At 44.4% G+C, this 22247-nt stretch carries 4 protein-coding genes; all 4 read left to right on the plus strand.

The genetic code is table 11. The annotated features are described in order from the left end of the window. Nucleotides 1–5: 5 nt before the first annotated feature. The 4 genes from ABDW33_RS16325 to ABDW33_RS16340 are packed head-to-tail and all read left to right on the plus strand — an operon-like array spanning nt 6 to nt 22244. Complete coding sequence (locus tag ABDW33_RS16325) at nt 6–12128, plus strand: amino acid adenylation domain-containing protein (RefSeq protein ID WP_343691145.1); 12123 nt, start codon at nt 6–8, stop codon at nt 12126–12128. A 14-nt stretch (nt 12129–12142) separates the two neighbouring features. Then, a complete protein-coding gene (locus tag ABDW33_RS16330; protein WP_343691146.1) occupies nt 12143–19888 on the plus strand; it encodes an amino acid adenylation domain-containing protein in 7746 nt (2581 codons plus the stop codon). Next, the gene (locus ABDW33_RS16335; RefSeq protein ID WP_343691147.1) at nt 19885–21534 is read left to right on the plus strand and encodes a cyclic peptide export ABC transporter; all 1650 of its coding nucleotides are present in this window, start codon (nt 19885–19887) and stop codon (nt 21532–21534) included. The genes ABDW33_RS16330 and ABDW33_RS16335 overlap by 4 nt, the downstream gene beginning before the upstream one ends. After that, nucleotides 21531–22244, plus strand: a complete 714-nt coding sequence (locus ABDW33_RS16340; RefSeq protein WP_343691148.1) for an alpha/beta fold hydrolase — start codon at nt 21531–21533, stop codon at nt 22242–22244. The genes ABDW33_RS16335 and ABDW33_RS16340 overlap by 4 nt, the downstream gene beginning before the upstream one ends. Nucleotides 22245–22247: the final 3 nt, after the last annotated feature.

Consider the following 22247-nt stretch of genomic DNA (forward strand, 5'->3'; position numbering starts at 1 on the left):
GTTCTATGATCGAATTAATCAACCGCTTATCTGAAGAAAAAATATCCCTTTCAGTAGACGGGGGAGATCTGAGACTGGTCTTTGAAAATGAATCCGGAACATTGCCGGAAGACTTGTTACAGACAATAAGGGCAAATAAGCAGGAACTAATCCATTATCTGAATAAGTATTCTACTAAAGGCCAGTTTGCGCCTATTCGTCCGGTGCCTTTGTCCAAAGATTATCCTTTGTCAGAAGGGCAGCGCCGCCTTTGGATACTCAGTCAGTTTCCGGAAGCAGCCGGTGCCTATACGATGCCGGTTCGTATTGCCTTAGACAGCCACTATATACCTGGTAACCTGGAAAAAGCGATACTGTCTGTTATTGACCGGCATGAGATATTACGTACTGTTTTCAGGGAGAATGAAGAAGGCGAAATCAGACAGGTAGTTTTATCCGCGTTGGAATTTCCTTTTACTTTTCAGGAACATGATGCCTCTGGATGGGATGAGGGGGCGATAAAAAAATTCCTTGAAGAAGAAGCGGCACTGCCCTTTGATCTGTGGTCAGGTCCATTGCTCAGGGCTGGTTTGTTAAAGCTGAAAGATGGTAGTTTCCTGTTCCATTACAATATGCATCACATTATTAGTGATGGCTGGTCTATGGAGGTATTGCAAAAAGATATCCTGGCGCATTACAATGCTTTTACTTCCGGAATCCCTTATAATACCCTGCCGCTAAAAATACAATATAAAGATTATGCCAACTGGCAGCAGGAACAGCTGGCTACGGAAGCATATTTGACTTCCAGAAAATACTGGTTGGAGCAGTTCTCAGGCGAATTACCTGTACTTGAGCTGCCGGTATCGGGAATAAGGCCGCCTGTGCTGACACATCGTGGAACCGCCATGAGTATCCTGATCAATAACCCTGTTACAGATGCACTTAAGAACCTCTGCAGGGAAGAAGGAGCTACCTTGTTTATGGGATTGATTGCCGCTTTAAATGCTTTATTGTATAGGTATACCGGGCAGGAAGACATTATCATAGGTACGCCTTTGGCAGGGCGGGAGCATCCGGATCTTGAAGATCAGATAGGATATTATTTAAATACCCTCGCATTGAGGACCAGGTTTAGCGGAGAACAAAGCTTTCTCAGGCTTTTGGAACAGGTTCGACAGGCGACACTGGAGAGCTACAAGCACCAGTCTTATCCCTTTGATAAACTGGTGGAAGTGCTGGAAATGAAGAGGGACTTAAGCCGGTCAGTATTATTTGATGTCATGGCAATATTGCAGAATCAACGTAGCTATGATGATAAACTGACGGTGGGCAATCGCGTGCCAGGGGTAGTAACCGAGGAAGGTAACTGTATGACCAAGCTGGACCTCAATTTTGATTTCGCAGAAACAGCAGCTGGTCTTTACCTGCGGGTGGAGTTTAATACAGACATCTATGAACCAGCATTTATCAGGCAATTAATATTGCATTTTGTCAATCTGTTACAGACTGCCATCAGTAACCCTGCTACCGCTATATGTAAATTAGATTATCTGCCTGTAGATGACCAGGAACGGTTACTGCAACTTTTTAATCAGACAGCTGCTGATAATCCGGCAGATAAAACAGTAATAGACCTTTTCCGGGAGCAGGTTTTAAAGGATAGGAATAAAAAGATATTTACAGCTGCAGAAAGATCCTGGACCTATGGAGAACTGGATGAATATAGCGATCATCTTGCCCAATATCTGATAAAAGAAGGGATTACCCCGGAAACCGCTATTCCTGTTTTCATGAACCGCTGTGCTGAACTGATCATTGCCATACTGGGAATTATGAAAGCCGGGGGAGTATATGTTCCGCTGGATCCGGAATATCCGAGGGACAGGATTGCTTATATGTTATCAGATACCGGAGCTAAGATTGTGCTGAGCACTGAACAGGTCAGGGACCGGTTGTTTGATGTGCAGGAGATAAATGTGATTAGTGTGGACAGGCTCACTTATAGTAATCAGGTACAATCCCGCTATTCACCTCAGTCCGCACAGCTGGCTTATATTATTTATACTTCCGGGTCTACCGGCAGGCCCAAAGGGGTGATGATAGCACACAGCAATTTGCTCAATTTCATTTATGGCATGAACCAGTTATTGTCCTTAAATGAAAAGGATCATTTGCTGGCTATTACATCTGTATCTTTTGATATTTCTATCCTGGAACTGATATGGACCCTATGCAATGGTGTGCGGGTTACATTACATGATAACAGTAAATGGATCAATAATTTCAATACCTACGGCGGCAACAGTCAGGTAGAAATGGATTTTAGCCTTTTTTATTTTGCGAACCAGCAGGAAGAAGAAAAGCAGGATAAATATCAGTTCCTGTTAGACTCCGTAAGGTTTGCAGATGAGCATAAGTTTTCGGGTGTTTGGTTGCCTGAGCGGCATTTTCACGAATTTGGCGGTATATTCCCTAACCCTTCTGTGCTGGCAGGCGCATTGTCTACCATTACTTCTCATGTTCAGCTTCGTTCGGGAAGTGTGGTGCTACCTCTTCACGATGAGATCAGGGTGGCTGAGGACTGGGCTGTAGTAGATAATCTTTCTGGTGGAAGAGTGGCGCTTTCTTTTGCATCCGGCTGGCATGCCGATGACTTTGTATTGAACCCGCAGCATTACAGCAACCGGCAGGAGATCATGTACAGGCAGATACAAACACTGAAAACTTTATGGGCAGGAGGTAGTATCGCAAGAAAGAATGGAACTGACCGGGAAATATCCCTTAAAGTATTTCCACGTCCTATTCAGCAGGAGCTGCCAATATGGATTACTTCTGCCGGTAATACCGATACATTCCGTACGGCCGGCAGCATTGGCGCGCATTTGCTTACACATATGCTGGGACAGGACATCAATGTTCTGACAAAGAATATACACGTATATAAACAGGCATTAATTGAACATGGGTATGACCCTGCTACCAGGAAAGTGGCCGTCATGCTGCATACTTTTATAGGTCGTGATTATGACAAAGTAAAAGTAACCGTAAAGCAACCGTTTAAAGACTATTTGCGTTCCAATGTCAGCTTATTGAAAAACCTTGCAGGTAATGGAGAGCAATTGACAGAAGCCGATATGGAGAGCCTGTTGGAAGCTGCTTTTGAAAGATACTGGCAGAGTGCTGCTTTATTAGGGACCCCTGAAACCTGCCATGAGCTGATAGCCAGATTATATACGATGGGGGTAACAGAAATTGCCTGCCTGGTGGATTTTGGGATAAATACCCGGGACATCATGGAGAGTCTGCCCTTACTGAACGAGCTGAAACAGCAATATGCCCCTAAAGCGGTTAAAGATCAACAGGGGATCACCGCTATGCAGATAACACCTTCTTTCCTTAGCTCATTACTGGAAGACAGCGATTCTCAGTTATTCATCAAGTCACTTCGGCACCTCATTGTAGGAGGTGAAAAGTTTCCCGAAAAATTATTCCGGCAGGTACAGCAATATACTAATGCAGCTATTTATAATGTATATGGTCCTACTGAAACTACTATCTGGTCAACTGGGGCATTGCTCAAGCCTTCTGAACACGTACATGCAGGACAGCCGATAAGGAATACTGCTATATATATCCTGGATAAGCATTTGCAGCTTTGTCCGCCAGGCGTTTACGGGGATGTCTATATTGGAGGAGAAGGTTTGGCGCGAGGATATTATCATAATGAAGAGCTGACAGCACAGGCTTTTATTAAGCATCCTTTTGCACCTGGGGGGCGGATTTATACAACCGGCGATATTGGCCGGTGGAATATGAATGCCCAGCTTGAAATAGCAGGAAGAAGCGATCATCAGGTGAAGATACGCGGGTATCGGATAGAGCCGGGAGAGATAGAGAATATCTTTCAGCAAAGCGGATATGTATCACAGGCAGTCGTACAGGCAAGAGAACAGGAAGATGGAAGCCGGTTACTGGTGTCCTTCATTATTCCAGATAAAGGCTTTGATAAAGAGCAGCTCAAAGAATTCCTTAAAAGCAGATTGCCTGAATATATGATACCTGCGCATATCGTTGAGCAGGAGTCGTTCCCTTTGACACCCAATGGAAAAATAGACAGAAAGAAAATATCTCAGTTAGATATTTCTTCCTATCTGCAGGAGTCTGATGGCTTTGTAGCAGCAACAGGAGAGCTGGAACTCATCATCGAGAGTATCTGGCAACAGGTATTACACATAAAGAAAAATATCAGTGTACATACTGATTTCTTTAATATAGGAGGGCACAGCCTTCGGTTAATGCAACTTCTGAATCATTACTATCGTCATTTTGAAGTAAAGCTGACGCTGCATGAATTGTTCCGGCATACTACTATAGCAGCACATGCCGCTTTAATCGGGGCGAATAATATCTTTTTATACAGTGCGATTCCGACATTGGAGGAGCGGCCGGATTATCCGGTAAGCGATGGCCAAAGAAGGATCTGGATCACCTGTCAGCAGGAGGATACGGCAAGGTCTTATTATAATCCTGGCAGAATATTGCTTGCTGACAGGTATGAGATCAGTACGATTGAAAAGGCTATTGCTTTGCTGATTGCCCGGCATGAGGTATTACGGACGGTATTCCGGCATAATGCAGAAGGGGAGTTAAGACAGGTGGTATTGCCGGCAGAGCAATCCTTATATACGCCGGATATTGCCATAATGGCTGTAGCCGGAAACGAAGCGGTGAATGCCTATATTGACGGATTATCTGACCAGCCATTTGATCTGGAAAATGGACCATTGTTCCGTTGGGGACTGGTCAAGACGGCGGGTGATCAACAGATATTATGGTTCAATCTCCATCATATTATCAGCGATGGCTGGTCACTGGAGGTGTTGTATAGGGAAGTGCTGCAGACCTGCGAGGCGGTCTTAAAAGGTACTTCTTTAGCGCTGCCTCCCTTGCGCATCCAGTATAAGGAATATGCTTCCTGGCAGCAGGAACAACTAAAGAGTACAGCTGCTCAGATACATCGTAATTACTGGATCAGACAATTTGCAGGAGAGATAACTCCTTTGCAGCTACCAGCAAAGTATCCACGTCCTAAAGTCGCGACTCAAAATGGCCGTTATGTAGCCGCTATGGTCTCTTCCGAAATAGCCGATCGCTTGCAGCATTTGTGTAAGCAGCATAACAGTACCTTGTACATGGGCATGCTGGGTGCACTCAACGTTTTATTATACCGGTATTCCGGGCAGAATGATATATTGATTGGTAGTCCGGTAGCAGGTCGTGATCATGTGGACCTGGAGAACCAGATTGGTTTTTATATTAATACACTCGTGATGCGTACCCAATTGCAGCCGGAAATGGATTTTCTGTCTTTGCTGGGTAAAGTGAGAGAAACTGCCCTGGCTGCATATGAGCACCAATCTTATCCATTTGACAGGCTGGTAGAAGAATTGCAGTTAAGCAGAGATACAAGCAGATCTCCCTTGTTTGATATCATGTTGACCATGCAGAACCAGCAACACAATGAAGAACTGGAGTATGGCGATAGCCACGCTTCCATTATTGCACGTGGTAATACAAGTGTGAAATACGATATGCTGTTTAATGTGGAGCAATATGGTGGATCGCTGAGAATAGATCTTAAATACAATGCGGATATATATGGCGAAGAACAGATGGAACAGCTGTTGCGCCATTATATACGCTTACTGGACCAGTATAGTAATCATCCGGAACAGACCGTCGATACGGTTGATATATTGTATCCGGAAGAGGTTCGGCAATTATCACAGGAATGGAACGTACATCATCTGGCATTCGACAGAAAAAGGACTGTCTTATGTATGTTCAACGAGCAGGTTAAACGCGCACCTGGGCATATAGCGGTAGTTTGCGGTGATACCGCTATTACTTTTGGTGAGCTGGATAGCAAAAGTAATCTTATTGCCCACTATCTTCTGCGTGCAGGTATCGGCCAGGAGGGACGGGTGATAATTTCTGCGAAAAAATCAATCGAGCTGGTGACTGGTATTTTGGGAATCTTAAAAGCCGGAGGAGTATTTGTACCGGTCGACCCTTCATTCCCGCCGGAAAGGATCCGGTATATCATTGAAGATACCGGTGCAAAGATCATGATAGCGGAAGATGCTATGCAGCAGGCAATAGGACAAGTCAACGGACTTACCTTCCTGCCACCTGAAGAAGTACTGAGAGAGTATAGTGATGCCGCCCCTGTTGTATCAATCCAGCCTGAACAACTTGCATATATCATCTATACATCAGGTTCCACCGGTCGTCCTAAAGGTGTGATGATTGCTCATTACTCATTAACTGCACATTTGTTGGATATTATACCCAGAACAGGGCTTGATAAGTGTAAGTCTTTTGGCATATTGGCGTCACTGGCTGCAGATGCTTACCATACAATTCATTTTGCTTCCTTATGCACAGGTGGAACACTTCATCTGTTATCAGATGAAGTATTGCATAATGGACAGTTATTGCAGCAATACTTTGAAGAGCACCTCATAGAAGCAATGAAGATCTTCCCTTCATTGTGGACCTCTTATGCCAGTATGGGATACCGGATTCTTCCTTCAAAGGTGCTGATTTTTGGAGGGGAGAAATTTCCCGGAAGCGTGATTCAACATCTGACTGCAGCGAAGTACGGAGGAAAGGTGTTCAATCACTATGGACCTACAGAATCTACAATAGGCGCCCTGTTGCATGAAGTAGATCTGCAACATGCATATCAGGAAGTACCTGTAGGCAAGCCGTATGGAAATGCCAGGATATATATTGTAAATAGTGGAATGCAGCTATGTCCTGTTGGCGTTGCCGGTGAGCTTTTGATAGGAGGGGATGGTGTGGCCAGGGGATATCTGAATCAACCTGCACTTACAGCCGGGCGTTTCCTGATTGATCCTTTTACTGGTGAGGGCAGGGTGTATCGTACCGGAGATCTGGTCAAATGGTCAACATCGGGGGATATCATTTATCTGGGAAGAACCGATGATCAGATTAAAGTAAGAGGATACAGAATAGAACCAGGGGAAATAGAAAAGGTCCTTTTGGCTGAGGAAGGTATAGGTGTTGCGTTGGTAACCCTTCAGGAAGATTCCAATGGAGACAGGTTGTTAGTAGCGTATTATACAGGTAAAGTATACGGGGACGTGTGGTTAAGGGAGCAGGCTGGTAAACAGTTGCCGGAATATATGATACCTGGTCGTTTTATTCATCTGGAAAGCCTGCCGCTGTTACCTAACGGCAAGATTGACCGTAGCCGCCTTCCAGCTGCTGAAAGTGTGCCGGAAGTACAGGCAAAAGTATATACCGCTCCTGAATCACCGCTAGAAGCCGCTGTGTTGGAATCCTGCCAGGAAGTTTTGAAGAGAACGCTTCAAGGAGGTATCACCGATAGCTTTTTTGAATCCGGAGGAGATTCCATCAAGGCTATCTTGCTGGCTACAAAGCTTAAGCAGCGTGGATATAGTGTAAAGGTGGGAGATATATTAAAATACCCTGTATTAAAGGAGTTAAGTCAGTATGTGACGGCGGTGATACAAAAACAGGTTGTCCAGGAGGTAGCTGTAGAAGGGAATGTAGTGCTGACTCCTGTTCAACGTGCGTTCTTTGAAAGAAATTACAAGAATAAACATCATTATAATCAGTCCCTTCTTTTAAGATCTCAGGACCTAATTGATAAGGCGGTATTGGAAGAATGTCTTCAAACTATTTGTACACATCACGATGCCCTTCGGATGATCTGTTGGGAAGAAGATGGTACCTGGCGTCAGTTTAATCGCAGCCGTACTGCCAAATCCTACAAGTTGGAAGTACATGATCTGAATGATAGCCCGGATGCCATAGTGCAGTTGGCTGGCATTGCCGATCGTTTACAGGCAACTATCGATTTGGCTGACGGGCCTTTACTGCATGTAGGGCTTTTCCATATGCAGGATGGAGACAGGTTGCTATTGGTTGTGCATCACCTGGTGGTCGATGGTATAAGCTGGCGTATCCTGTTGGAAGACCTTGCCTTATCGTATGGCCAGCTGATAAGTGGGCAGAAGGCAGACCTGCCATCAAAAACGGATAGTTTCATGCAGTGGGCAGCCGGTTTGCAGCAGTTGGTGCATACAGAACTGTTAGAAGAAGAAATTCCATACTGGAAACAGATTGTATATGCTGATAGGGCACCATTGTCTGTAGATTTCCCCGACGGCAGGGTTACGGCTACCATCACCCAGGCAGATGGATTCCTGCTGGACAATACGCTGACCGGGGCACTATTGACAGAGGTAAATAAAGTCTATAATACAGATATAAAAGATTTGCTGCTGGCTGCGCTGGGGATGTCTATACATGAATGCTTTGGCAGTAGTAATGTAATGATATTACAGGAAGGTCATGGCAGAGAAGATGTTTTATCTTCTCTGAATGTATCCCGTACTATTGGATGGTTTACTGCGATTTATCCGTTCCTTTTGGATACTACGGATATCCAGGATCCAAAGCAGTATCTTATCCGGGTAAAAGAAGCTTTAAGGGCTATTCCACGCAAAGGGATAGGATATGGGTTACTAAGGTATCTCCGTGACGAAGCACCTGTATTCCCACATCCTATACTTCCTGCTGATATCACGTTCAATTACATGGGGGAATTTAGTGAGTTGGCGGATAATAATAAATCTTCGTTGTTCAGTTATGCACAGGAGTATAAAGGCATGGAGGTGTCTGAAACCTATACTCCCGAAACAGGTCTTACTATCACTGGCATGATTGCAGATGGTTGCCTGAGCATAGCGGTGAGATATATCGCTGCCAGTTTCAGTGAAGAGACGATTGCTGCCTGGCTTGAAAACTATAAGCATAAGTTGGTACAGCTGATCCGTTTGCTATCGGAAGAAACATATCAGTATGTAACACCCAGTGACCTTACTTTCAGAGGTCTGTCGATCGATGAGGTGCAGCGGTTGAATCAGGCAGGTAATATAGAAGATATATACGAACTATCCCCTTTGCAGGAAGGGATTTATTATCACTGGTTATCTGATCCTACTACTACTTCCTACGTTAATCAGGTGTCTTACCATGTAAAAGGAAAATTATCGGTAGAAATATTAAAGCAAAGCTTTGAGTATCTGATTGCGCGCCACGCCGTTACCCGCACTGCATTTACCCATCTGTACAGTGGCGTGAACCTGCAAATAGTTCAAAAGTCTGTTACAGAAGGATTTCGTTATGAGGTGCTTTCCGAAACAACCGGGCTTGCCGAAGTAATTGCATCCAGGAAAGAAGCTGATACCCGGGAAGGGTTTGACCTGGGCAGTGGATCACAGGTACGGTTGACAGTACTGGATTGTAGTAATAATGAATATGTTTTTATATGGAGCTATCATCATATACTGATGGATGGCTGGTGTAGTGGAGTATTGATACGGGAATTCTATGCTATTTATCAGGCTTACCTGGAAGGCCGCCAGCCTTCTCTTGAAAAAGTGTATCCATATGCAGATTATATCAGTTGGTTAACCAGGCTGGATACAGCTGTAAGCAAACAATACTGGAACAATTACCTGGAAGGGTATGCGCAAACAGCCAGGGTACCATTTAGAAATAAAGATCTGAAGAATGGCTCCGGCGTAATGAGCAAGGTTAGATTTGAGTTAGATAGTACCATTGTACATACTATCAGGAATATTTGCCGTACAATCGGAGTTACAGAGAATACTTTTATGCAGGCTTGCTGGGCCTGGTTATTAGGTCGTTATAATAATTCGGAGGATGTTGTTTTTGGTGCTGTGGTGTCTGGCAGACCTCACGAAGTGGAAGGGGTGGATAAGATGGTGGGATTGTTCATAAACACCATTCCCGTCCGTATATCCTGTCAGAAAGATTTTACTGTTGAAGCATTCCTCAGATTAATTCAGGACGGCGCTATTCAGAGCTTGCCACATCATTACCTGCGGCTGCCGGATGTACAATCTGAATGCCAGCTGCGTAGTGAGCTGTTTGATCATGTATTTGTGTATGAGAATTTCCCTGTACAGGAAATGATTGCCGGAAATGCAACTACCGGCAGCGGTGGATTGGATGAATTGAGTCTGACTGCTTCTGAGGCATCTGTAGAGTCAAGTTTTGACTTTACTGTGCAGGTCGTACCTGTACGGGAAGATATGCGTGTCACTTTTATGTACCGAAGTGAAGTCTATGAGCGGGAAGCTGTTCAGAAGATTGCCAGTCATTTTAAAAATGTGATTACTGGATTTGCAACAGATACTACTTTGGAGATTAGTAAAGTGAGTTATTTATCCGAGGCAGAACTTGCCGAATTGATTGCTTTCGGACGTTCGAATGTGGATGTACCCGCCGGAACGACTTTTACTGGTCTTTTTGAAGGAATGGTAAAGGCGCATCCTGAAGCAGCAGCAGTTCATTATGGAGGTGAAACATGGAGCTATCAACAGTTAGATGAAAAGGCTAACCAGATTGCACAATACCTGATATCGCAGGGAGTAGTGAAAGGTAGCAAGGTGTTATTATGTATGGACCCATCAGGGTACGCTATTGCCAGCCTGCTGGGTATTCTGAAAGCGGGAGGATGTTATGTGCCTATAGATCCTACCTATCCTGTATCTCGTATCCGTCATATTCTGGCAGATTGCAGCGCTGATATTCTTATTACAGATAGTGATGTAGCTAAAAGTTTACCAGCTGATGTAGGCAGGATAATCGTAGCGGATGTATTGGAAGGCGATGGCGGGTCACCGTCAGTCTCTGTCTCTGCATCAGATCTGTTGTATGTGATTTATACCTCCGGTTCTACGGGTCGTCCGAAAGGTGTCCAGATTACACATGGTAATATGGCTGACTATCTGTATGGTCTTGAAAGCCGTATCGGGATATCGTCCTGTCGAAGTCATGCCCTTGTATCAGGTCTGTTTACGGATCTTGGGAATACGGTGGTATACGGTTCGCTAGCCTTTGGCGGTAGTCTTCACCTTTTTTCCAGGGAAATACTAAGTAGCGGTGATCTTCTGGGGCAAGCAATAAAAGAGATTGATTGTGTAAAGATCACCCCTTCCCACTGGAAGGCCTTATCAGCTGGTCGTGAGTTAGTGCTGCCGAAGGGGTTGTTGATATTTGGGGGTGAAGCGCTGCCTGGATCAATTCCTGCTCAGATCAGTGGATGTAAGGTAGTCAACCACTATGGGCCTACAGAGACGACAGTAGGGAAGTTATTACATGAAGCATCTTCAGGTGAAGATGTTGGCGGAGTAGTTCCTGTAGGTCGTCCATTTGGGAATACGCAGGTGTATATTCTGGATAGTAATGGCCTTCCCTGCGGGATCGGCATATCCGGCGAGCTTTATATAGGAGGTGATGGGGTATCTGTCGGTTACCTGAATAATGCAGAACAGACAGCGATCCGTTTTGTAAAGAATGAGCTGAGCCGTTGGCCATTTGTGTTATACCGTACTGGTGACCAGGCAAGATATCTTGCAGATGGGAGTATCCAGTTCCAGGGTCGTCAGGATCACCAGGTGAAGATACGGGGTTATCGTGTAGAGCTGGAAGAGATAGGTAGTGTATTAAGCGGATGTGAAGGTGTTTTACAAAGTGCGGTATTAGTGAAGGAAACCGGCAGCGGTGACATGGAGCTTGGCTGTTTTGTAAGTGGTACAGCTACAGTGGATGTTGTTCGATCTTATTTGTCCTCTCACCTTCCCGGTTATATGATACCTACGCATATAGAACATCTGGCAGTATTACCACTGACGGGTAATGGGAAGATCGATCGTCAGCAGCTGCTGAGCGAATGGTCAACCGAAGGGGTGAAGGATAAGTATACAGCGCCACGCAATGAGATGGAGGCGCGTCTGGTATCGCTGTGGGAGGAAGTGTTGGGTGTGAGCGGGCCAATTGGCGTTCATGACAGTTTCTTTGACCTTGGCGGTCATAGTATCAAAGTGATCAAGCTGTTATCCCGGATCTCTAAAGAATTTGGCGTTACGCTTAGTATACAGACCATTTTTAAAGAGTCAACTATTGAGGGCCTGGCCAGGGGAATACAACAATTTAGATGGATTGCAGAAGGAACTCAGACATCCCGTGATGAAAGTGAGTATGAAGCAGTAGAAATCTGATAAAATTTATCATTATGAATGTAAAAGATCTGCTGGATACCTTACGAGAGAGGGATGTCAGCTTAGACATAAATGAAAAAGGGAACCTGGACATAAAATTCCGTAAAGGTGTGATGACAGATGATATGCTAACTCTTGTTAAGAGCAGCAAGCAGGAGATACTGGATTATCTGCTGGAGGCAAGAGGCGGGAATGAGCGTATTCCTCCGGCGCCTTCTGCAGATTCCTATCCTCTGTCCTCCGGTCAGTTAAGGCTGTGGTTATTAGAGCAGATCAATAATGGATTTACAGCCTATAATATCCCCAAGGTACTTGAAATTAACACCGATTTTGATCCGGATCTGGCAGAAAAAGCCTTTTTATATCTCATCGGCAGACATGAAATATTAAGGACTGTTTTTGCAAAAGATAATACCCAGGGGGTGAGGCAGTTTCTGTTGACAGAGAAGGATGTTGATTTCAGGATCATTTACCATGACCTGTCAAATTATAATCATGCAATAACTGAGGCCCATAGAATAATTGCTGCAGACAGGGAATTGCCCATTGCACTGGATAAAGGACCCTTGTTCAGGGTGGCCGTTTTTAAAATAGCTGAAAGACATTATCTGCTGTATTGTAATATGCATCATATTATCAGTGATGGCTGGTCGGTAAATGTTTTCTCAAGGGAATTTAACGCTGCCTATGCAGCACTGGCAGCAGGGAAAGATATTGCATTACCCCCGCTGGCTATTCAATATAAGGATTTCGCCGTCTGGCAACAACAACAGTTATTATCAGGGGCATTAGACCGGCATCGCAACTACTGGTTATCGCATTTCAGTGGTGAATTGCCCGTATTTGAACTGCCTGTTGCAGGAAAAAGGCCGGCAGTGTTCACCCATCGTGGTGAAATATTACAGTTGTTCATCGGCAAAAATGATGTAAGTAAATTCAGGTATATCTGTGGCCAGCAGCAGGTGACTTTATTTATGGGACTGCTTGGTGTATTACGGGTACTATTATATAGGTATACAGGGCAGGGAGATCTGATCATTGGCACACCAGTAGCTGGAAGAGATCATGGTACTCTCCAGGACCAGATTGGCTTGTATGTAAATACTTTAGGGCTTCGTACCAAAATTGACAAGGGTGATCACTTTAGCGCAGTCCTTCAGCAAATCAGAAAGATTACTTTGGAAAGCTACGAACACCAGTCTTATCCTTTTGATCAGCTTCTGGATGATCTCAATATTCAGCGCGATCTGAGCCGGTCTCCGTTGTTTGATATCATGTTTGTGCTTCATAATGAGAGGGAGAATGACTATGCTACGCCTTCTGCAGCAGGAAATGAGATCAGTTATGGAGGTAATTGTGCGGTAAAATTTGACCTGAACTTCGACTTTACGGAAGTAGGAGATGCGTTGTTTATGCGCCTTGCTTATAATAGTGATATTTATTCCCGCTCCTCCATGGAGTCTTTGATGCAGCATTTTATGGTACTGTTGCATCAACTGGCAGAAAATATCCATCAACCGTTAGATAGCGTGTCTTTCCTGACGCCCACAGAGATCAGTTTCTTAAACAGGATCAATGATACTACAGTCGCCTATCCTGCCGACAAGACGCTTGTCATGCTTTTCAGGGAACAGGCAAAGAAAAGTCCCGCTTTTCCTGCTTTGTTCTACGATGACCATTATTTAACCTATCAGGAGCTGGATGACAGTAGTGATCGTATTGCTGCATATCTGTTAAAGGAAGGCGTTGATATGCAGCAATTAATCCCTGTGGTAATGGACAGGTGCCCGGAGATGTTGATCGCTACACTGGGCATATTAAAAGCAGGAGGAGTATATGTACCTGTTGATCCGGCTAACGGGCCTGGCAGGATTCGTTTTGTTCTCGACGAGACGGCTGCCGCTATTGTTCTTACCGTAGGTAAAGACACACTTCCTCCTCAACCACAAAGGAAAATTATCGATGTGGCTCAGCTGCTTGCTGACACCGTCAATATCCCATATGATACACTTCCGGTTATCCCTGCCAAAGAAGACCACTTAACCTGCATAATATATACCTCCGGTTCTACAGGAAATCCCAAGGGGGTGATGTTAAAGGAAACGGGCATCATCAACAGATTATACTGGATGTGGACTTCTTTCCCTTACAGAGAAGGGGAGCGGAACGCATGGAAAACCTCAGGTAGCTTTGCTGATCATATTTGTGAGGTTTTTGGCCCCCTTTTAAAGGGTATAAGTAGTGTGCTATTCAGAAAAGAGGAAGTCATCGATGCTGCGTTTATTGAAAGGCTATCCGCCAGGCAGATCACACGGATCGTATTGGTACCGTCCCTGCTAAGGTTATTGCTGGAAACAATAAAGGACAGGCAGGTAACAATCCCTTTGCCGGATTTTTGGGTATCGAGTGGAGAGCCTTTACCATTGGAACTGGTAACCACTTTTAAAACATTACTGCCGGAGAGTACTTTGCTGAATATTTATGGTTCAACAGAGGTCACTGCAGATGTGACGTGTTTTGATACGAGTATAAATGCAGCACAGTTTAGTAGAAGTGTCCCTATTGGAAAGCCTTTGTACAACTTCCGGGTTTATATACTGGACACGGCTTTACAACTCGTTCCACCTGGTTATCCTGGTGAAATTTGTGTAAGTGGTATCGGTCTCGCAGCTGGCTATTTTGCACACGAACACCTGACTAAAGAAAAATTTATCCCACATCCTTTTATCCCCGGAGAACTGCTATTTCGTACCGGCGACCAGGGGCGCTTATTGCCCGATGGCAATTTCGTGTGTACAGGTCGTATGGATGATCAGCTGAAGATCAGAGGTATCCGTATTGAGCCCGGTGAGATTGAACAGGCGTTACGCAGGTTGGCCGGCGTAGTGGATGCGGTAGTAATCGCCCATAAAGAGCAGGGAACAGATCCTGTATTGATCGCTTATTTAAAAACTGTTGGCCGCCTGGAGATTAATTCGATAAGAAAACAATTGTCAGGTTTCCTGGCTGATTATATGATTCCTTCTTATTTTGTACAATTGGAGGAATTCCCGCTTACAGTAACGGGCAAGATCAACAAAAAAGCCTTGCCATTACCTGTTGCGGCAGAAAATATCGGTGATCAGGAAATTGTATTGCCTGCTACCAAATTGGAGAAGGACATGGCGGCTATCTGGCAGGAGGTATTAAAAAAGAAAGTACCTATAGGGGTTCATCATGATTTCTTTAGCCTGGGCGGGCACAGTCTGAACCTGATGCAGATCAGTAATGCTTATAGCAGAAACCTGGGTGTAACTGTTTCGATGCGGGAATTGTTCCGGCATACTACTATTGCAGAACAGGCTGCGCTAATCACCGGCATGGCCGCATCTCCCTGGTCAAAGATCGTTCCTGTTGCAGAAGCTGCTCATTATCCGGTGTCAGACGGGCAACGGAGGATGTGGGTAATTGATAAAATGGGAGATCTGAAGGGAGCATATAACCTGAGTAGTTATTTCGTACTGGATGATAGTATACTGCCTGCATTGCTGGAAGAAGCTGTTAATACCGTGATCGCAAAGCACGAGATCCTGCGGACTGTATTCCGTGAAACCAGTGAAGGTCAGCTGTCGCAGATTGTATTGCCTGCGTCGGCTGTAAAATTTATTATTGAGATCAATGACATAGCAGATCCCGTATTCGCAGCTGTCCATTTAAGAAAAGCTGCACTATTACCCTTCGATACCGGTACCTGGCCGCTGTTGAGAGGCGGTATAGTAAGATCGGATGGCGGCTGCACTGCATGGTTTTGCATACATCATATTATTAGCGATGGATGGTCTGTAGAGATATTTAAGAAGGAAATCCTGCATTATTACGTATTACTGGCAAAAGGTGAAAACATAGACGAAACGCCATTGGCGATACAATATAAAGATTACACCTATTGGCTGCAGCAAAGACTTAACAGTAATGAATCAAATAGCGCCCGTCAATTCTGGCTGGAACAGTTCCGGGATGAAATTCCTGTATTATCTCTCCCTTTTTCGCATCAGCGCCCTGTTTTGAAAACATTCAATGGAAAAGCCCTGACCATACAAGTACCTGCTCATACTTTATCTCTTTTACGCGAAAGGTGTCTGGCCGCAGGGGCCACTATTTTTATGGGCCTGATTTCCGTTTTCAGGGTATTGCTTTACCGGTATTCGGGACAGGAGGATATCATTATCGGTACACCTGTGGCCGGCAGAGATCATGCTGACCTGGAAAACCAGATAGGTTTTTATGTCAATACGCTCGCTTTGCGTCTCCCATTCAGCAGGGAAAATAGCTTTAATCAACTGCTTGAGCATTCAAAAACATACATTTCACAGGCATTCTCTCATCAGTGGTATCCTTTCGATCGTTTGGTGGATGAAATAAAATTAACGCGGGATGTAAGCCGTTCCCCATTATTTGATGTCATGTTTGTGCTGCATAATGAAAGGGAAAATATAAATGGCACTACAGGAGACGCTACTCTGCAGAATATGGGAGAAATGCCTGTAAAATTTGATCTGCAACTGGACGCCACCGCATCCACAGACGGAGGCCTTTTCCTGAAATTAGGGTACAATACTGACCTCTTTGATGAGCAAAGGATGACCGGTTTATTACAACATTTCTGCTATCTTTTACATGCATTGTCCAACACACCTGATACCAGGACTGATAAAGTTGATTACCTGTCGCCAGAGGAGAAGACATGCATACTATCCGGATTTAACCAGTCAGCGACGCTTTATCCTGTTGGACGTACATTGGTTTCTCTCTTTTATGATCAGGTTGCACGCAGGGGAGATGAGAAAGTGCTTTATTTTAAGGACAGTGTATTCACCTGGAAAGAGCTGGATGAATGGTCTGCGCGACTCGCCAACTTTTTATTGAAAGAATATGATATTAAAAAGGGTGAACTGATTGCGCTGAACCTTCAGAGGAGTGAATGGCTGGTAATATCCATATTAGCTATTATAAGGACAGGATGCGCATATGTTCCGATCGGGGCAGATTATCCGGCTGAACGAATAGCGTGGATAAAGGAAGATTGTGGTTCAAGAGTGATCGTAAATAATGAATTGATCGACACGTTTAGGACGCAGGCTCACCATTTTAAACCCACTATACCAGATTGCCAGATTACAGAGCGGGATCTTGCCTATGTGATCTATACATCTGGTTCTACTGGCACACCGAAGGGCTGTATGCTGGAACACCGTGGTGTAGTGAACAGAATAGAGTGGATGTACAGGCATTATAGATTTGGCAATGAAGACAAGATCCTTCAGAAAACGACTTTTACTTTCGATGTATCCGTATGGGAAATATTTATGCCGTTATGCTGGGGAGCCGGCATGGTATTGTGTGAGGATGAAGATGTGTATGCGCCGGAGCGAATTGTCAGCCTGATCAATCGGCATCAGGTAACCTGTTTGCATTTTGTGCCAGGGATGTTACAGACTTTTATGGCTACTTTATTTGATGATGTAGTTAATCTGGAGATACTTTCCGGGCTCAGGATAATGGTGACCAGCGGTGAGGCGCTGAGTCCTTCTACTGTTAAATCCTGGTATGATAAGTTGTCAGTACCTATAGCCAATCTTTATGGGCCTACAGAGGCTTCTGTGGATGTTACTTATTACGATACCCAACCTGATCCGGATGTAATCCCTATTGGCAAGCCTGTAGCCAATACCAGCATATATATACTGGATGAGCATTTGCAACCGGTGCCTGTAGGCGTGAATGGAGAGATCTTCATTGGCGGGATACAGGTAGGCCGTGGTTATCTCAACCGTAGAGAATTGACAGCACATAGTTTCCTCCCGGATATATTTCATCAGGAAGCTGAAAATTATCTGTATAGAACGGGAGATATCGGCCGGTGGCAGGATGATGGCAACATTATCTATGCAGGGAGAAGAGATAATCAGGTAAAGATAAGAGGGTATAGGATAGAGGTAGCGGAAGTGGAGTATGCCATTCAACAACAACAGGGTATCAGTGCAGCTGTTGTAATGGTGGGGGAGGATAATACAGGCAACAAATGTCTGAAGGCATATTATTCCGGCGATATTACTCCTGCAACTTTACGCGAAAAGTTAATACAATTGTTACCGGGCTTTATGGTGCCCCAGTACTTCATTTCCGTTTCTGGATTTCCTATGACCGGAAGTGGAAAAGTGGATCGCCGCGCATTATCTTCCTTAAGGGAAACAAATGATCAGGAGGACGACGAATTTCAGTTACCTGCCTCAGAAAAGGAAGCCATGCTGGTGGAATTATATGAACAGTTATTTGGCAAAAAGGGGATCGGTGCCAATGAAAACTTCTTTATGGCAGGTGGAAATTCCTTAAAAGCTATCTGGCTGGTTAACCAGCTGAAGAAAAAGGGATATCGGTTGGCCGTAACGGATGTACTGAAATACCCTGTAATTAGTATGCTGGCGCTAAAAATAGAAGAAGTGGATGTAGCCGATACCTCATCGCCTGTTGTTCCAAAAGATTATACCGGTATACAGTTCCCACTCTCCTACAACCAGCGGATATACTGGAATGACAGTGAGTTTGTTAATGCAGTCGGAACCTTTTTTGTTCAAATCCAGTTTACTGACAGAGCAGCTATCATTAGTGCTTACCGGCAATTGCTGGCGGACCACATCATGTTACGGATGAAATTTAGTTGTAAGGATGGCCAGGTTTATCAATCGGTATTACCACTGTCCACAACACCTGCTATCACGTTTATCAGCAGAGATGAAATTGACCTGACGGATCAGGAGGTTATCGCTGTAAGGGAAAAAATGATCAATACTCCGTTCGCGCTGCGGGAGGGAGAGGTGATCAGGTGTGCTGTATTGCATGACCGGCAGGATGCTTTTATTTTCTTTGCGATACACCATATTGTAACAGACCATTTTTCCAACGGTTTGCTGAAGAAATCACTCCAGGGACATGTTAAACCTTCAACTGATACTTACCTTGATTTTATTTCCCTGCAGCAAACCTATCTGGCATCTGCTTCAGCAAAAGAAAAAATATTACTATGGCAAAGCCGGATGACCAGTCTTCTTCCCGCGATTTTACCGGTGCCGGGGCCTGCCGATACCTCGCGTAGATTACACTATCGGTATCGGCTACCGCTTAACGTTAACGGGCTCAAAGTATACAACAAAGAGCATGGCTATTTTGTGAGCGGCCTGCTGTTAGGAGCTTGTTTTATAAATGACTGGCTTTCCCATGCTGCAGCTATGTACAGGCTGGCCAAAGTGACCATTGGCGGCATGGAAGAGCCTGTTCCTGGTTTTGATGCATCCCGTGTGGCTGGCGTTTACGTGAACAGTATTGCTGTGGCAGGCGAATGCAACCAGGAGCAGACTATTGGTCAGATAGCAGAACAGATACAATACAATTACCTCGAAGCAAGAACCTTCGAACAAATTCCTATGGAGTACCTCCGTCAGGTAACAGATCCTGATGACTGCTACTTTATTTCTTTTAGCCACCTGGACATTGATGCAGCCTGCCCTGAAACAGAGAATGTAACTCCCCATTGGTTGGAGGGGCAGTTTAAATATGGTCGTTACCTACGTTGCCTGGAATATCAGGATGGCATTGTATTGGAATGGAGGGTTGCCCAACCGGAAGATATAGCATATTGTGACAGGATGAAGGAAGTGTTATCAGCCCTTATTGAATCACCGGGAAAGAATTTGATTGAACTATCCAAAATATTAAGTCTATGATCTTAAAGAAAGAGTATGCCGGAAAGTATGTGCTATTTTCGTTTTTAAGCATTTTAGCCGCGGGCGGTAATATGGGCATCGTTTATATGATCAACAGGGTAGTTGATGGTTATTTCAGGAATGCGCTGGAAATACCTGGTGATTATCTCTTCTTATTTATAATGGCATTGCTGTTATTCTTTGCATGCAGGACTGTAGCCGCGAGGGGGATTATCCGCTTTACACAGCAGGTGCTTCGGAAAACCAGGGAGGAAATGCTTGAAATGGTGATCCGCTCCGCTCATGGTGCCGTTATTAAAGACAAAGCCAGGATTTTCAGTGCTCTTACAAGGGACGCTGATAATGTGGTGGCGGCATCAGTCAGTATCGTGGATATTTTTACGAATAGTATTGTGATCCTTATTTGCTTTATTTATATGGGGCTGCTTTCCTGGAAGCTTCTATGTGGTATGCTGATCATCCTGTGTTTTACGCTGGGTATTTATTTCTATAGTGAGAGAAAAGCACGTAAACTTTTTGTTACTGCCATGGGATTTTATGATGTATTTGTGCGAAATATAAATGAGATCCTGGCAGGTTTTAAGGAGATATCAATGGAAAGAAGAAAAGGGATAGAAATTATGGAAAGGCATGTAAGGCCTGCAATAAATGGGAATTCGGCTACGAACCAGCAGGCGCAGCTGCGTTTTCTTACCAACCGTATTATCGGGCAGATGGCATTTTACTTTTTTATCGGCACATTACTCCTGTTCCTTGGTTCATGGCTGGAAGTTGAGAAGAGTGTTATCGTCAGCTTTATATTTCTTATTCTATACATTTGGAGCCCTATTGAAACAGTGGTATTGTTGATACCCAATCTATCTCAGGCAAGGATTTCCATGCAGCGTATAAATGATCTTGAAACCCGCATCCGTACTTTTGAAACAGAGGCCCCTCAGCAATATCTGTATACGGGGTTTTCTGAGATCGTGATGAGCAATATTGTTTATCATTATGGACAGGAACTAAACAATGCGGATGAGGCGCCATTTGAAATCGGCCCCGTTAACTTTCGTTTGTTACCAGGAGAAGTGATATTTATTTCTGGTGGTAACGGAAGCGGGAAGACAACATTCATGAATATCCTGATTGGATTATGTAGCCCCTCTGGCGGAGAAATCCTGGTAGATGAACAACTAATAGACCCGGCTGCTCTGCAGGATTATCATTCACTGTTCGCTACTGTATTTAATGATTTCCATCTGTTTGAAGAGTTATATGGGGTAGCCGAAAAAGATCCTGTGATGGTGATGGAACTTTTGCAGTTGATGGACCTGGAACACAAAGTTTCTTTTAGTGATGGAAAATTTTCGACCATACATCTATCTGCAGGGCAGAGAAAACGCCTGGCGCTTATTTGTGCGGTATTAGAAAAGAAACCCATATTGGTACTTGATGAATTTGCAGCTGACCAGGACCCTTATTTTAAGCGGAAATTTTACACAGAGGTATTACCCTTCCTGAAAGAGAATGGCATTACAATAATAGCTATTACCCACGACGATCAATATTACTATTGTGCGGATAAGCTATATAAGATGGAAGAAGGCCAATTGTCAATTATCAACCCAACACATAATTTTCAAACTACAGCAATCGGATCATGAATAGACCTCAATTATTTTTATTACACTTTGCGGGTGGAAGCAGGTATTCCTTTGATTTCCTCAGAGAAGAGCTGACCGGATTTGAGTTAACTCCCTTAGAGCTCCCCGGAAGGGGGAAACGGGCGAATGATCTACTGATCAGAGACCTCGATGCTGCTGCTGAAGATATATATAGGCAGATCGTGCATAGTCTGATTAGTATGCAGTTTTACATCTACGGGCATAGTATGGGCGCTTATCTTGCCCTTAAGGTAACATCTATGCTGGAACGGCGGGGATATCGTCCGCAATTGCTGATCGTATCCGGCAATGCAGGACCGGGAGTGCACAATGGAAAGATGCGTCATTTATTAGATGATGAAGCTTTCAAAGAAGAATTAAGGCTATTAGGTGGGATTCCGGAAGAGGTACTGACAAATGAGGAACTCTATGCATATTACGAACCCATACTGCGGGCTGATTTTGAAGTCGTGGAAGGCTGCAGCGCGGAGCGATTTTCCAAAGTAAGCACACCCTTACTGGCGATGATGGGGGCTGAAGAAGAAGATGTGGATCAGTTGGATAACTGGCAGCAATTTACCAGTGGTGCATTTGAAACTGCCATATTCCCTGGCGGACACTTTTTTATCTTTTCGAATGCGGCAGCGTTGGCAAAAAAGATGCTATCCTATCGGATGATCGTCAGCAAGAACATTGTAACAGGTATTTAAAAC

It is taken from the genome of Chitinophaga sp., from assembly GCF_039596155.1.
Classification (GTDB): domain Bacteria; phylum Bacteroidota; class Bacteroidia; order Chitinophagales; family Chitinophagaceae; genus Chitinophaga.